The sequence below is a fragment of the Bacillus sp. TH13 genome (genome assembly GCF_016651175.1).
GTDB classification, from domain to species: Bacteria; Bacillota; Bacilli; order Bacillales; family Bacillaceae_G; genus Bacillus_A; species Bacillus_A thuringiensis_S.
This window is the reverse complement of the sequence record NZ_JAEKEJ010000025.1, coordinates 2,485,439-2,500,172: the sequence shown is the minus strand read 5'-3', so window position 1 is coordinate 2,500,172 and position 14,734 is coordinate 2,485,439. Positions and strand designations below refer to the sequence as shown.

Genomic DNA, 14,734 nt, shown 5'->3' with positions numbered 1-14,734 from the left:
TTGCTTTCAGGGCAATATTTAACCTTATAATAATGAAAGGAAGGAGATCTTTCCTTCCTTTTGGTAACAACTTACATCCATCTTACCCTGTCATGTAACAATCCATCCGTAAAATTATTATGCCCTATTACAAAATCCTTCATATATAAATTTAAATACTCACCGTACTTACTTTCTGTATTTAATAACAACTCCTCAACGTAATAAGCACCTTGTTCAAATTGATCTAAAAGTAAACTGGACAAGCCCGCATAAATCCCGCACCCTACTTGAAAATACGTTGCATTCGTTTTATATTTACGAAAAACTTGGCTACTATTCATCACATTATACATATATGTCTCACTATTTTCATAAACGAGTAACACACCGACCAAGTCCTCTCCAGCAACCTCTTCTTCCGCTGGATTAAACACTTTACGATTCCAGTTCCATAAATCTTCTACTTGATCTAAGTTCTGTCTAATTATATTTGTTGTATACTCATTAATTCGGTAAAGAAAACCAACTTCCAGATTAAAGTTTTTCCCTAAAATTAATACTTCCTCATGTGGCATTAAACAACCATAGAATTCTTTTTCTCCTAACTTCACTTTATACTCTGAAGCATATACATCTTCATAAAAGTAAAGAGGACGATGATGACTCATATACATCGGATAACTCCAGATTGCTTCATCTAAAAATCGCTCTACTGCCCATGAAGCATAAAGTGTATGTGGCTTTATAAGTGCTGTATCATTCAAAAACGATGTGTCATGTTCTACAATATAACATGCTCTTGGCCTTTCATTTGGTCGTGCCTTCATAAGCTCAACAACCATCCATTGAACAACACCTGGATTCATACCTGAACCTATAATCGCTTTTGTATTTGTAAATTTCTCTTTCTCCTTCTCAAACCTTGTATATCTTTCCGTAAGCTGAAAGCCGATTAAGCTATCGTCCTGATCTACTGCCTCATTTTCCAAGGCTGAGTTAATATAACAAATTCCTAGTTCATTACAGCAGCTTAATACTCTAATTGTATCTGCCCCTGAAACATCAATCACAACACTCGTTCTTTTTTCTTTTAAATGTTGTTTAAATTCCACTACATTTTGAAGGTTTATTTCATATAAATATAAGCGACCTTTCAAATTCGAAAACAACTCATCATAATAAGTCCTGTCTTTTTGTTTTATATCCACCAAATGAAATTTGGCATTCTTTAATACTTCATAAATTGGATCTTTTTCATTTGCTATCGCTTGATTTAAAATTGCTAAAACTGCTTTTGCTGCTCCACCAGCACTACCAAGCAATGTAATTGATAACGAATTCGGAAACTGCTCCACAAACAAAACCCCTTTAATAAATTAGTTGAGCAGCTCCTCCTCAAAAAATAAATTGAATACATAAAAGATAGCTCGTACATATTTCTTTATAAATTAGTACAAAATTATTTTTAAAAAGATCACACTATAATATATTTATATTCAATTCATTTTTCCCCTCATATCCAAATTAAACTAAATAAATAGGCTCGACCTTTTCTTCTGCATATAAAAGAAAAAGTCAGCCCTTTCAACTAATCTACGGACAATGGACGGATTTTACATGTTGAATATTCATATACATTTTTGCATCACGTGCTTTTGATATTTCAATATGACCTTCATCAATTTTCGCCATTTTTCCAATTTTATTGGACTCCTCACCTAAATCAAACACCATAATTTTCCCAGTCATTTTAATAAGCTGTTCTTCAAATGTTCTAGCTAACGTAATATTTAACGGATTTACGGGGAGTTCATTTTTATTGAGGGCGTACGGTACTTGGTTTTCTTTATACGGAATTAACCATTTTAAATGCTTTAAAGATATATATACCGTTTTATAAACCGGACTATAAAAAACAATATAGTCGTTCATCACACTTGTAACATAACCATGTATTGGAGCATTTCCTGCTACATAAACTTCTGTAAAAATACCTTTAGAAGTACTTAATACTTTTCTCAAAGAAATTGAAGGGGATTCCCTCTTAATTACAGAATCAACATCTGGTTTTGATATTTCTTCATCATATGGTCTTAAAAATTTATAGTATTGTACATGATATAAAGATATATATACGTAATCTTGTCCATTGTAAAGAACAACGATATCATTTCCTACATCAATTAATACACCTTTAAATCTTTTTTCACCGATTAATTTAACATATATATTTTCTCCAATACTTTTGTTTAACTCATTCATCTATATCCTCCTTCCTATGAATTTCTTCTTACCTGTCTTCCATTTCTAAAAAAATAATCAGGGCAAAGTTCTGTTTTAATAGTAAGTAATTCCTTTTCATACTATCGAAATAAGAAATTGTTCTTCTCTTTCCCTCATAATGCCCCTCTTATTTATTAAACATTATTCATCTTCATTCTTTTTACATTTCACTACTTGACTCACACTCTTAATATGATAATTAATGATATAAATAACTTCATCACCGTTTACTAGCGTAATATATTCTTCATGCACTTCACTTAATAGGCCTTCTACACACTCTGGGCCGCCACGATTAATCTTTACCCACTTATACTTCAAGTCACGTAATACATCGACAAAAGTATCATCATCAGAGCAGAAACATGAAACATAGCCATCGCCACATTTACTTTCTTTCACTTTCTTAACTAGACTCTTCACATGTTTCAATTGGTAATATACTAATTCACCAAGAGGGAGTTGTAATGTAAGGTAATCTCTTCCTAACGATACAAGTACCCCCACTCGACTCTCTGGTCCACGAAGATTTACTTTTACAGTCTCACCGACTAAGCCTTTAATTTGTTCACAGCATAATATACTTTCCAAATTTGTATCCTCCTTTCTTATTATCTTCCTCTACTTGACTGTCTTTGTGCGCGAGCTCGACCCGAATTATTACTTTCACTATCACTATCGCTTTCACTGTCGCTTTCTTCGCTCTCTCTACAAGGTACTGTTACACTCTTAATATGAGATACTGCAACTAATATAACTTCTTCTTTTACAATTAGTGTCACAAATTCACAAGAAACATCTTGTAAAATACCTTCAACTTTCTCTGGGCCACCACGATTAATTTTCACCCAGCAATATTTGAAGCTTTGAAGTAACTTTTCAAAGTCATCTTCACATTCACATTCAAACCATCTGCAATCATCTGCTTTACAATCTTTCGCATTTTTTGTAATACTTTTCAGATGACGAATCTGATAGTAATAGAGCTCTCCTTTTTCATTCTTTAATACAAAGTAATCCGAACATACAGCGACTATTGTCCCTTTTTGAGATTCTGGACCACCCCTGTTTACTCTCACAAAAGATCCAATTAAGTCTTTCAGAAAATCACAATGAAATAAACTCACGAGAAAACCCCTTCCATTAATTTATAAGCTTTTGCACTGATAGTATATGTATCTGTACAGGTTACGTTCTCTATGTTTGTCCTAGCTAGAAAAAAATATGCTTTTAACATGGTAGACTACTACCTATCAAAAATATAAGAAATTCTGCGTGCCCATTAGGATTTTGATACATTTAAACAAAAAATCCCGTATGAAGATACATTTCTGCATATCTTCATACGGGATTTCCCTAAGTTTAGTCTTCGTCTTTAACATCCATATCTTCTGGAATTGGTTCGTTTAATATTTCTTCCACTAACTGCTTATATTTCTCCATTTGTTCTAAATGCGTATTGAATTGTTCTTTATTTACTAAGTATTGCTCTCCATCGAATAGCGCACGAATTTTCTTTTGCTGAATTAACTCTTCAATATACGATTTTGGTAAATTCAAATACTCCGCAGTCTCTTCTACTGTTATATACAATGCGTTCATTCCTTTATTATTTTTTCATCTATACTGTATCTTACTTTACTTTATTTTTGTAAACAAATAAAAAAGATTTTGTAAATGCAGTTCAAAAAGCAGGTAGATGCATTCCATATATTGTATAGTATTATATAGTAAGAATTTTTTAAATATAGAATGGTATTACCCATTTACACAAAGGAGAGTTAACATATGGCTACTCGTCACATCATTACAATGTTAGAAAAAACACTACAAGTTGAAACAGAAAACACAATTTCTCATTTGAATGTATCTTTATCTGATCGTTTTCTTTCTCAAAGCACAGCAATACATGAAAACAATTGTTATCATACAATTGGTGAATGGTACAAAAATCATTTCTTATTCCAACAAGATGATTTCCTTTGGGCTAAATATGCTTTCTATGACGCATATTGTGAAGCCATCAAAAAACAAGGCCATCTTACAAAACGCGTCCGTCAAATATTAGAATCATTGGCTCGAAAACACGGAAAACAGTATATTGCTTCTATACTAAATATGCCATTTCCTAATGAACGCGCTAAAGGGACAGCGTAATTTAGCCATGTTCTGCGTAAGCAAAACATAGCTAAATTGTTGTCTAGGATGCTTTACCAATAAAATGTTCATATCATATGAACTGATGAAACCGGTGTCATTATAATGATTGAAAATATAGTAAACAGGAAAACCCCCACGTACATCTCTCATCCACTTGAATAGAGAAATACGTGGGGGTATACTTGTTCCTTATTATTTCATCATCTGCTTAATCAGTTCGCGATTTCTCTTCTTAAATACTTCATTATGAGAAGAAACCATTCCGTACTCACTTGCATCTGGTTGGATAAATTGTTTTGCTTTATTCACAGCATTTCCAGCATCTTGGAATGCACCTGCAATTAAGTGTAGTTTCCCTTCGTGCTTTAAAATATCTCCAGCAGCATATAATCCATCTACTGAAGACTCACTATTTGCATTACCTGCAATATAATAATTATCTATAATTGCAACGTCTAACTCACTATTTTCTAATAATGTAATGTCGCGTTCATATCCATGATTAATAATAACTTCATCAATAGGTAAATGAGAAACCTCACCTGTTTCATGATTTGTTAATTCTACATATTCGATCGCTTCATGATTATCACCAGCAATTAATTTTGTAATCGATGTATTAAAGAAACACTCCGCTGAGCTGTTCATAAGTTGTTTTACTTGTGCTTCATGACCAGATAATTCTTCTTTTCTATAGGTTACATACACTTTTTTCGCAATTGGTTCCAATTCATTTGCCCAATCAACAGCAGAATTGCCTCCACCGGAAATAATAACTGTTTTACCTTTGAAACGCTTTAAAGATTTAACTGTATAATTTAAATTCGATACTTCAAATCGCTCAGCACCTTCAATAGATAACTTTTGCGGTTTCAATATACCACTTCCTGTTGCGACGATAACTGTTTTTGAAAAGTGTTCTTCGCCAGTACTTGTTTTTAATGTAAAAGTACCATCTTGATTACGAATAATCGATTCTACTTTTGTATCTAATACAACTTCTGGCTTAAATGTTAACCCTTGCTGTACAAGTTGTTCAATTAACTTATCACCTGTAACTGGCAATAGTCCTCCTACATCCCAAATCATCTTTTCCGGATACACATGTATTTTTCCACCTAAATGTGGTTGAAATTCTATTATTTTCGTTTTCATTTCTCTGAGTCCACTATAAAAAGCTGAATAAAGCCCTGCAGGTCCTCCGCCTATCACGGTTACATCAAACAATTCTTCTCGATTCATTCGTGCTCACTCCTCAGCTATTAATCATTGATTATCATTCTCAATAAAATATAACCTGTTTCCGCAAAATTTACAATCAAAATTACTATTGACAATACACCTATATAAAATTATATTATTTAAAGAATCAATAGTGATAATCATTATCATTTTGTTAATAATTAGCAAATTTGAGATTACATCTTCTTTCATTAATATGGTTATTACTATATTATAAAATCTCATATTCAAGATTTTTAATAAATTATTTTGCATTACCACTACTATTTCAAAAAGATTACAGTTAAACAAATTATTGTATACACATATCATCTATGTTAAAGGAGAAAGACGATGAAAAAGTTATTTATTTCACTAACAGTCCTTTTCGTTCTTGTTATGAGCGCTTGTAGCAATGGCTCTACAGACAAAAAGAACGACGCAAAAGGTAGTAAATCAGAAACAATTACATACCAATCTGAAAATGGTAAAGTAGAAGTTCCTGCAAATCCAAAACGCGTTGTTGTACTATCATCATTCGCTGGTAACGTAATGTCATTAGGTGTAAATCTTGTTGGGGTAGATTCATGGTCTAAACAAAACCCACGTTTTGATAGTAAACTTAAAGATGTTGCTGAAGTATCAGATGAAAATGTTGAAAAAATCGCTGAACTAAATCCAGATTTAATCATTGGTTTATCAAATGTTAAAAATGTCGATAAGTTAAAGAAAATCGCTCCTACTGTAACATACACTTACGGAAAAGTTGATTACTTAACACAGCATTTAGAAATTGGTAAGTTATTAAACAAAGAAAAAGAAGCAAAAACTTGGGTTGATGACTTCAAGAAACGTGCACAAGAAGCTGGTAAAGAAATTAAAGCAAAAATCGGTGAAGATGCAACAGTTTCTGTTGTAGAAAACTTCAACAAACAGCTTTATGTATACGGCGAGAACTGGGGCCGCGGAACAGAAATCCTGTACCAAGAAATGAAATTAAAAATGCCTGAAAAAGTAAAAGAAAAAGCATTAAAAGAAGGTTACTACGCATTATCTACTGAGGTATTACCTGAATTTGCTGGTGATTACTTAATCGTAAGTAAAAATAAAGATACTGATAACTCATTCCAAGAGACAGAATCATATAAAAACATCCCAGCAGTAAAAAATAATCGCGTATATGAAGCAAACATGATGGAATTCTATTTCAATGATCCACTTACATTAGATTTCCAACTAGACTTCTTCAAGAAGAACTTTCTTGGTAAATAATACAAACATGAGGAATTCTTAATTTAAGAATTCCTCTTCCTTTATTCTATGAACAGAAAAGATGTGAAACGAATGACCAAAGATCATGAAAATCCACGTTCTATAGCTTTTACATACAAACTAATTTTAAGCTTAATTGCATTCTTTCTTATTTTTATGGTTGCAATGGTATTAGGTGCTGCAGATACTTCGATAAAAGATGTATGGTTAGCACTCACTTCCTCCGCTAAAGGAGACAAAATATCTATTATTCGAGAAATACGTTTACCACGTGAAGTTGCTGCTATTTTTGTAGGAGCTGGATTAGCCGTTTCTGGAGCAATTATGCAAGGATTAACACGAAATCCACTTGCAGATCCTGGATTATTAGGGCTATCTGGTGGAGCAAATGCTGCGCTTGCACTAACACTTGCTTTCGACCCTTCCATCAGCTATCTTTACTTAACGTTAGCTTGCTTTATCGGTGCTGCAATTGGCGCAATTATGGTATTTGGAATTGGTATGGTGAAAAAAGGCGGCCTTTCTCCTCTTCGAATTGTATTAGCGGGCGCTGCAGTTTCAGCATTTCTACTCGCAATTTCAGAAGGAATCGGCATTTACTTTAAAATTTCACAAGATGTATCACTTTGGACTGCTGGGGGCGTAATTGGAACAACTTGGAGCCAATTAAAAATTATTATTCCAGTCATTTCAATTAGTATCTTTATCGCTATCTTACTAGCAAAAAAATTGACAGTTCTTAGTTTCAGTGAGGAAGTGGCTATTGGACTAGGTCAAAAAATTATTGTTATTAAAACTATTTTATTTATCATTATTATCTTACTTGCAGGTGCATCTGTAGCGCTTGTTGGAAATATGGCATTTATCGGTTTAATGGTACCTCACATGGTACGCCCAATTGTCGGTCCAGATTACCGATTTGTTATACCGATGTCAGCAATTGCTGGAGCTTCCTTTATGCTACTTGCAGATACAATCGGACGTACTATTAACGCTCCGTACGAAACACCAGTTGCGGCAATTGTCGCGATTGTAGGGTTACCATTCTTCCTATTCATTGTACGTAAAGGAGGAAAAACATTCTCATGATGCAATCTATTTTAAGAAAACAGCGTCTCATTATACTCGCTTTACTTATAGTAATCATCACAACCATTGTAGTTGGAATGGGACTTGGTTCAGCATCTTTATCTTATGATCGACTACTCCCAACATTAATGGGGCAAGGGACTTTTAAAGAGGAGTTCGTTTTATACTCTTTAAGACTACCTAGAATTGTTATTACATTATTAGCTGGTATGGCTCTCGCTTTATCAGGGGCTATATTCCAAGGAATTACCCGAAATGATTTAGCTGAACCTGGTATTCTTGGTATCAACTCTGGGGCCGGTGTTGCTGTTGCTATTTTCTTTTTATACTTTCCAATAGATGTAGGTTCATTTCTTTACTTACTACCTGTAGTTGGATTTATCGGAGCATTTCTGACAGCTGTTCTAATTTACGTATTTTCATATAGTAAATCAACTGGACTTCAGCCAATCCGATTAACATTAACCGGTATCGGTTTTGCATTTGCACTATCTGGAACGATGATTGTCCTTATTTCATCCGCAGATCGTATGAAAGTAGACTTTATTTCAAAATGGATTGCCGGAAATATTTGGGGAGATGACTGGATCTTCGTTTTAGCAATGCTCCCATGGTTAATCGTATTCATTCCGTTTATTTTCTATAAAGCAAATCGATTAAACATTTTAGCATTAAACGAACCAGTCGCAATTGGCGTTGGAATTGAAATTGAAAAAGAACGCAGATACTTATTAGTTGCAGCCGTTGCACTTGCAGCTGCAGCTGTTTCCGTAACAGGAGGAATTAGCTTTATCGGATTAATGGCTCCTCATATCGCGAAATCTTTAGTAGGTCCAAGACATCAAATCTTCATGCCTATCGCCCTTTTAATCGGCGGATGGCTATTATTATTAGCAGATACAATTGGACGAAATATCGTTGATCCTAATGGCATTCCAGCAGGTATTGTCGTTGCTTTAATTGGGGCTCCTTACTTTATGTATTTGTTACTTAAAAAAGCGTAAAAAACACCCTCAAGATCTTTTCTTGAGGGTGTTTTTGTTTCATTCTACTGCTGCCCATACCCTTCAAACTTCTTCGCCAAATTCTCCATCTCATCTTCTGGCAAAAGCTTCGGTTCTCCGACGCTTTTCGTTTGATAATAAATTTGAGCACAAAACTCAATCTCTTCTGCAACAGTAAATGCCATTTTTATATTATTTGCACCAGCAATTAAACCGTGATTTGCAAGTAGCACAGCACGACGATCAATCATGCCTTCAAAAGCAGCATCCGCTAATTGCTTCGTACCAAATGTTTCATACGGCGCACAACGGACATTCGGGCCTGCAAAAGCAATTAAATATGACACAGCAGGAAGCTCCCATCCTAATGATGCAATCGTCTTCGCGTAAGGAGAATGTGTATGCACAAGCGCATTTATATCTTCACGCTTCCTATAGTAAATAAGGTGCATATCTAATTCACTTGATGGTTTTCTCTCTCCTTCTACTACTTCACCATCTAAGTTTAATATAACTACATCTTCAGGCTTTGTTTCATAATACTCTAAACCACTTGGGCTAATCGCAACAAGACCTTGTTCACGATTAAAGATACTAATATTACCGCCCGTTCCCTTTGTTAAACCACTAGAAATCATTTTCTTTCCATACGCTACAATTTCTTCTCTTTCTTTTTGTAATAACATATACATCCCCCTAAGTATGAAGCTTATGATGACTGACTTTTATATTTATCTACTTATTGAAATAGCTTTTTTAAATTCTCCGTAAACGGTGCCTTTACAATCCCTTTTTCTGTAATAATCGCTGTTACATTTTCATGTGGAGTAACATCAAATGCTGGATTATATACTTTACTTTCTTTCGGAGCTGAATATTGTCCAAAGCGATTAATCACTTCAGAAGCATCTCTTTCTTCAATCGGAATTTCTTTTCCTGTCGATGTCTTTAAATCAATTGTCGGTGTTGGCGCTGCTACATAAAACGGAATGTTGTAGTACTTAGCTAAAATAGATACGCCTAATGTGCCAATTTTATTTGCTACATCACCATTTGCTGCCACACGGTCGCATCCAACGATTACTGCATCAATCTTCCCTTGTGACATGACCATAGCTGCCATATTATCCGTAATAACAGTAACGTCAATACCCGCTCGCTGCAGTTCTAATGCTGTTAACGTTGAACCTTGTAATCTAGGACGCGTTTCATCCGAATAAATTTTTAAATTCCATCCTTTTTCTTTCGCTAAATACATTGGAGCCGTCGCAGTACCATACTTAGTCGTCGCTAAAGCACCTGCATTACAATGCGTTAATACTCCCATTTCATCATGGAATAATGTTAATGCATGCTCTCCAATTTGACGGTTAATTTCTTCATCTTCTCTATGAATTTCTTTTGCCTCTTCTAGTAATCTATTTTTCAACTGTGAGATTGATAAGTGAGCATTATCTGTCGCTACACTTTCCATTCTTTCAAGCGCCCAAAATAAATTTACTGCAGTCGGTCTTGATGTCGCCAAGTATGTACATACCTTTCTTACTTCATCCATAAATCCTTCTTCCGTACTTTCAGCAAATTCCTTTATCCCTAAATACACTCCATAAGCAGCTGAAACACCAATCGCGGGTGCACCTCGTACTTTCATTACTTGTATTGCATCCCACACACTTTCAGCTGTTTTAAAAGATTCATAGACAATTTCATTTGGTAATAACGTTTGATCTAACAAAACTAAAGCATCATCTTTCCACTGAATTGGTATTAATTGCTCTTCCATCATATTCTCCCCTTACTTCGCGTAGTGCGTTGACTGTTCTTTTAACGTTTCTACAAAACTTGTACCCGTTCTATATTGATTCGCTCGTAAAATAAAATGCTTCGCTACTTGAAGACAAATTTGCTCCGCTCTAGCACGTGCTTCCTCATTCTCAATACAAGTAATATCTTTTACTTTCGCTAATCCAACAATACGGCGAATTAATTCCAGACCTGTCACTGCAGCCGTATCCTCTAATACAGATTGCAAATAGACTTCGCTAAAGCCTTCTTCTTTCGCCATAATCTCGGTCACATGAATATCCCAAGCATCTAAAAACTTCTTCTTAAATAAATCAATTATCTCTACCATCGTAGTTTGTAACCAATCCATATACGTATCTTTCTCAGCTCCAGGTGGCATCGTTGCATCTGCATTCACCCAAGCAAACATTAAATTCGCCATTACATTCCCAACGTCATATCCCATAGGTCCATAAAAAGCAAACTCAGGATCAATAACCTTTGTAGAATCATCTCTTACAAAAACAGAACCAGTATGTAAATCACCATGAAGTAATGCCTGTGCATTCGTCAGAAAAGAAAATTTACGTTTCGCTACTTCCATACGAAGCTCTTTATCACTATAAATATGTTCCCTAATCCATCCCTCATTTAACGGAAATAACTCATTACGCTTATTATGATTGGTAAATGGTTCTGAATATACGAGGTCCTCTGTAATCTCACATAATTCAGGATTTATATAATTCTTCACAAGTTCCTTCTTCTCTTTATGATTCATTACAACATCCGATGTTAATAAAAGTGTATTTACCATAAAAGTAGTTAAATCATCCGCAAGCCTCGGAAATATTTGATGATTTATAAGTGCTGTACGTAATATTGTGTGATCCGATAAATCTTCCATTACGCAACAATTCATCACACTATCAAATAAATACACCTTAGGAACAAGTCCAGGTGCTAACTCCTCCTCTAACTGCAAAACATCTGATTCTATACGAATACGATTCGTCGACAACTTAAACTCCTCTGAAATGCGAGCTGTATCCCCAGCTTGCTTTACGATGACAGACATGGTCTCTTTTTCATCCCAAACGCGGAACACATAATTTAAATTGCCATCACCTATTTCTTTACACTGTAACCCCTTTGCATTTTCAAACTTAGATAATTTCTCTTTCACATATGCAATCACATCTTTAGCTTCCATTAAAAAATACTTCGTGAACTTAGACATGGTTTCCCCTCCACACTAATTGTAAGCGTTTTCTAAAAGCTATAAAAAATAATAGGTTGAATTTTTTCATCCTATAAATATGTATTCTTCTTTTTGAAAGGTATATCTAGGTTTTATTATATCTTGTTAGCACTTTGAGTCAATGTTTCTAACTATCATCGTAATATACTTCCTAATTATATATTTGAGATGACAAAAATTGTTCAAAAAATTTCCGATTCATTTTATTTTATTTATCACAAAATTCTTTGTAAAATAGAAGTAAGCAGTTCCTTTTCAAATAAATAACTTCTAAGAAATATTTCCTTCCTAAGAACTTATACTTACACCATATCTCTAACATACACACTACTCTTTCAAACAATCATTGAAAATTTATAAACTTAAAGTTACCTTTCAATTCCCTGTTAGTCTTAATTGAGAATAAATATTAATTAAATTGGTATAAAGTTGGTTTATTCTCTTGACAAAATAACCACTTCTATATGATAATTAATATCGAATTAGAATTATTATAGTTAATTAAAAAATATATTTTATGAGCACACTATTTTTTGATGCTCAAAACCAACATTTAGGAGGAATTTTAACATGTTATTAATCGGCACAGAAGTAAAACCGTTTAAAGCTAATGCTTACCATAATGGAGAATTTATCCAAGTTACTGACGAAAGTTTAAAAGGAAAATGGAGTGTAGTTTGTTTCTACCCAGCTGACTTCACATTCGTTTGCCCAACTGAACTTGAAGACTTACAAAACCAATATGCAACTCTAAAAGACTTAGGCGTTGAAGTATACTCTGTATCTACAGACACTCACTTCACTCACAAAGCATGGCATGATAGCTCAGAAACTATCGGCAAAATCGAGTACATCATGATTGGTGACCCAACTCGCACAATCACTACAAACTTCAACGTTTTAATGGAAGAAGAAGGTCTTGCTGCTCGTGGTACATTCATCATCGATCCAGACGGCGTTATCCAATCTATGGAAATCAATGCTGACGGTATCGGCCGTGACGCAAGCATTCTTGTTAACAAAATTAAAGCTGCTCAATACGTACGTAACAACCCAGGTGAAGTTTGCCCAGCTAAATGGCAAGAGGGTTCTGCAACACTTAAACCAAGCCTTGACCTTGTAGGCAAAATCTAAGGAGTTCGATCAAAATGATACTAGATGCAGATATAAAAACACAACTATCCCAATACCTTCAGTTAATGGAGAACGATATTTTACTTAAAGTAAGCGCAGGAGACGATAATGTATCTAAAGATATGTTATCTCTAGTAGACGAATTAGCTACTATGTCATCTAAGATTACAGTAGAAAAAGTTGAATTAGAGAGAACACCAAGCTTTAGCGTAAACCGCCCTGGTGAAGACACTGGTGTCGTATTCGCTGGTATTCCATTAGGACACGAATTTACATCACTAGTGTTAGCTTTACTACAAGTAAGTGGACGCGCTCCAAAAATTGAACAAAAATTAATCGATCAAATTAAAAACATTCAAGGCGAATATCATTTTGAATCTTATATCAGCCTAAGTTGTCATAACTGTCCTGATGTTGTACAAGCTCTTAACGTAATGAGCGTTCTAAACTCTAGTATTACACATACTATGATTGATGGCGCTGCATTCAAAGAGGAAGTCGAAAGCAAAGATATCATGGCAGTACCAACAGTTTACCTAAACGGCGAATCTTTCGGAAGCGGTCGTATGACACTTGAAGAAATTTTAGCTAAAATGGGTAACGGTCCAGATGCATCAGAGCTTTCTGATAAAGATCCATACGATGTTCTTGTTGTTGGTGGCGGCCCTGCTGGTGCAAGTGCAGCAATTTACGCAGCACGTAAAGGCATCCGCACTGGTATCGTTGCTGAGCGCTTCGGTGGTCAAGTAATGGATACTATGGGCATTGAGAACTTCATCAGCGTAAAAAAGACTGAAGGTCCTAAGCTAGTAGCAAGCCTTGAAGAGCACGTAAAAGAATACGACATCGATGTAATGAATCTACAACGTGCAAAACGTTTAGAGAAAAAAGAACTTATTGAAGTGGAACTTGAAAACGGCGCTATTCTGAAAAGTAAGAGCGTAATCGTTTCAACAGGTGCTCGCTGGCGTAACGTTGGCGTACCGGGTGAAGCTGAGTTCAAAAATAAAGGTGTAGCATACTGCCCACACTGTGACGGTCCATTATTTACTGGAAAAGACGTAGCAGTTATCGGCGGAGGTAACTCTGGTATTGAAGCAGCTATCGACTTAGCAGGTATCGTTAAGCACGTAACTGTTCTTGAATTCATGCCAGAATTAAAAGCTGATGCTGTATTACAAGAGCGTCTTAACAGCTTACCAAACGTAACTGTTCTGAAAAACGTTCAAACGAAAGAAATCACTGGTACTGATAAAGTAAACGGTATTTCTTACATCGATCGTGAAACTGAAGAAGTTCATCACGTTGAATTACAGGGTGTATTCGTACAAATCGGTCTTGTGCCAAACACAGACTGGTTAGGCGAAACAGTTGAACGCGCTCGCGGTGAAATCGTAACAGACAAGCACGGCGCTACAAACGTACCAGGAGTGTTTGCTGCAGGTGACTGTACAAATAATCCGTACAAACAAATCATCATCTCTATGGGTTCAGGTGCAAACGCAGCTTTAGGTGCATTTGATTACTTAATCCGTAACTAATA

15 protein-coding genes are annotated in these 14,734 nt (G+C 35.1%); 6 read left to right on the top strand and 9 right to left on the bottom strand.

Annotation, left to right across the window (positions count from 1 at the left end; translation table 11 throughout):
- Positions 1–71: 71 nt before the first annotated feature.
- The 5 genes from JFU02_RS21440 to JFU02_RS21420 form a co-directional block, all read right to left on the bottom strand.
- Positions 72–1,337 (bottom strand): S-adenosylmethionine decarboxylase related protein, encoded by a 1,266-nt coding sequence (locus JFU02_RS21440; protein ID WP_097820936.1) that lies wholly within the window; start codon positions 1,335–1,337, stop codon positions 72–74.
- Between the two features lie 238 nt (positions 1,338–1,575).
- Positions 1,576–2,244 carry an LSm family protein gene (locus JFU02_RS21435; RefSeq protein ID WP_001004280.1) on the bottom strand — a complete coding sequence of 223 codons (669 nt, stop codon included), beginning with the start codon at positions 2,242–2,244 and terminating at the stop codon, positions 1,576–1,578.
- A 162-nt stretch (positions 2,245–2,406) separates the two neighbouring features.
- The gene (locus JFU02_RS21430) at positions 2,407–2,856 is read right to left on the bottom strand and encodes a hypothetical protein (RefSeq protein WP_061666188.1); all 450 of its coding nucleotides are present in this window, start codon (positions 2,854–2,856) and stop codon (positions 2,407–2,409) included.
- A 20-nt stretch (positions 2,857–2,876) separates the two neighbouring features.
- Positions 2,877–3,392, bottom strand: a complete 516-nt coding sequence (locus tag JFU02_RS21425; RefSeq protein ID WP_097960254.1) for a spore coat protein — start codon at positions 3,390–3,392, stop codon at positions 2,877–2,879.
- A gap of 235 nt (positions 3,393–3,627) precedes the next feature.
- Positions 3,628–3,867 (bottom strand): helix-turn-helix domain-containing protein, encoded by a 240-nt coding sequence (locus JFU02_RS21420; RefSeq protein WP_001998970.1) that lies wholly within the window; start codon positions 3,865–3,867, stop codon positions 3,628–3,630.
- A 186-nt stretch (positions 3,868–4,053) separates the two neighbouring features.
- Here JFU02_RS21420 and JFU02_RS21415 point away from each other — a divergent pair, with 186 nt between their 5' ends.
- Entirely contained in the window at positions 4,054–4,422 is a 369-nt protein-coding gene (locus tag JFU02_RS21415; protein ID WP_000235474.1) for a hypothetical protein, read from the top strand.
- Positions 4,423–4,617: 195 nt separating this feature from the next.
- On the opposite strand, the gene JFU02_RS21410 is transcribed toward JFU02_RS21415, so the two are convergent.
- The gene (locus JFU02_RS21410; protein WP_001078268.1) at positions 4,618–5,667 is read right to left on the bottom strand and encodes an NAD(P)/FAD-dependent oxidoreductase; all 1,050 of its coding nucleotides are present in this window, start codon (positions 5,665–5,667) and stop codon (positions 4,618–4,620) included.
- Positions 5,668–6,000: 333 nt separating this feature from the next.
- Between JFU02_RS21410 and JFU02_RS21405 the strand changes: the two genes are divergently transcribed.
- The 3 genes from JFU02_RS21405 to JFU02_RS21395 are packed head-to-tail and all read left to right on the top strand — an operon-like array spanning position 6,001 to position 9,011.
- Complete coding sequence (locus JFU02_RS21405) at positions 6,001–6,918, top strand: iron-hydroxamate ABC transporter substrate-binding protein (protein WP_090978196.1); 918 nt, start codon at positions 6,001–6,003, stop codon at positions 6,916–6,918.
- 48 nt (positions 6,919–6,966) lie between these two features.
- Complete coding sequence (locus JFU02_RS21400) at positions 6,967–8,007, top strand: FecCD family ABC transporter permease (protein ID WP_003306186.1); 1,041 nt, start codon at positions 6,967–6,969, stop codon at positions 8,005–8,007.
- A complete protein-coding gene (locus tag JFU02_RS21395) occupies positions 8,004–9,011 on the top strand; it encodes a FecCD family ABC transporter permease (protein ID WP_000983750.1) in 1,008 nt (335 codons plus the stop codon). Before JFU02_RS21400 ends, JFU02_RS21395 begins: the two co-directional genes overlap by 4 nt.
- 44 nt (positions 9,012–9,055) lie before the next feature.
- On the opposite strand, the gene JFU02_RS21390 is transcribed toward JFU02_RS21395, so the two are convergent.
- From JFU02_RS21390 to mtnK, 3 genes are read right to left on the bottom strand one after another with little or no spacing between them, the layout of a single operon-like run.
- On the bottom strand, positions 9,056–9,697 hold the full coding sequence (locus tag JFU02_RS21390; RefSeq protein ID WP_000926555.1) for an L-fuculose-phosphate aldolase: 642 nt from the start codon (positions 9,695–9,697) through the stop codon (positions 9,056–9,058).
- 53 nt (positions 9,698–9,750) lie between these two features.
- Positions 9,751–10,797, bottom strand: coding sequence for an S-methyl-5-thioribose-1-phosphate isomerase (gene mtnA, locus JFU02_RS21385; RefSeq protein WP_061666185.1), 1,047 nt, complete (start codon positions 10,795–10,797; stop codon positions 9,751–9,753).
- Between the two features lie 9 nt (positions 10,798–10,806).
- Positions 10,807–12,036, bottom strand: a complete 1,230-nt coding sequence (gene mtnK, locus JFU02_RS21380) for an S-methyl-5-thioribose kinase (RefSeq protein WP_061666184.1) — start codon at positions 12,034–12,036, stop codon at positions 10,807–10,809.
- Positions 12,037–12,627: 591 nt separating this feature from the next.
- Between mtnK and ahpC the strand changes: the two genes are divergently transcribed.
- Together ahpC and ahpF are read left to right on the top strand one after the other, a co-directional pair.
- Entirely contained in the window at positions 12,628–13,191 is a 564-nt protein-coding gene (gene ahpC, locus JFU02_RS21375) for an alkyl hydroperoxide reductase subunit C (protein ID WP_000924420.1), read from the top strand.
- Positions 13,192–13,205: 14 nt separating this feature from the next.
- Positions 13,206–14,732 carry an alkyl hydroperoxide reductase subunit F gene (gene ahpF / locus JFU02_RS21370; RefSeq protein ID WP_000599512.1) on the top strand — a complete coding sequence of 509 codons (1,527 nt, stop codon included), beginning with the start codon at positions 13,206–13,208 and terminating at the stop codon, positions 14,730–14,732.
- Positions 14,733–14,734: the final 2 nt, after the last annotated feature.

Coding starts and splice junctions, on each gene's coding strand:
- JFU02_RS21435 (WP_001004280.1), bottom strand. CDS start 2,244: ATGAATGAGTTAAACAAAAGTATTGGAGAAAATATATATGTTAAATTA.
- JFU02_RS21420 (WP_001998970.1), bottom strand. CDS start 3,867: ATGAACGCATTGTATATAACAGTAGAAGAGACTGCGGAGTATTTGAAT.
- JFU02_RS21415 (WP_000235474.1), top strand. CDS start 4,054: ATGGCTACTCGTCACATCATTACAATGTTAGAAAAAACACTACAAGTT.
- JFU02_RS21410 (WP_001078268.1), bottom strand. CDS start 5,667: ATGAATCGAGAAGAATTGTTTGATGTAACCGTGATAGGCGGAGGACCT.
- JFU02_RS21405 (WP_090978196.1), top strand. CDS start 6,001: ATGAAAAAGTTATTTATTTCACTAACAGTCCTTTTCGTTCTTGTTATG.
- JFU02_RS21400 (WP_003306186.1), top strand. CDS start 6,967: ATGAACAGAAAAGATGTGAAACGAATGACCAAAGATCATGAAAATCCA.
- JFU02_RS21395 (WP_000983750.1), top strand. CDS start 8,004: ATGATGCAATCTATTTTAAGAAAACAGCGTCTCATTATACTCGCTTTA.
- JFU02_RS21390 (WP_000926555.1), bottom strand. CDS start 9,697: ATGTTATTACAAAAAGAAAGAGAAGAAATTGTAGCGTATGGAAAGAAA.
- mtnA (WP_061666185.1), bottom strand. CDS start 10,797: ATGATGGAAGAGCAATTAATACCAATTCAGTGGAAAGATGATGCTTTA.
- mtnK (WP_061666184.1), bottom strand. CDS start 12,036: ATGTCTAAGTTCACGAAGTATTTTTTAATGGAAGCTAAAGATGTGATT.
- ahpC (WP_000924420.1), top strand. CDS start 12,628: ATGTTATTAATCGGCACAGAAGTAAAACCGTTTAAAGCTAATGCTTAC.
- ahpF (WP_000599512.1), top strand. CDS start 13,206: ATGATACTAGATGCAGATATAAAAACACAACTATCCCAATACCTTCAG.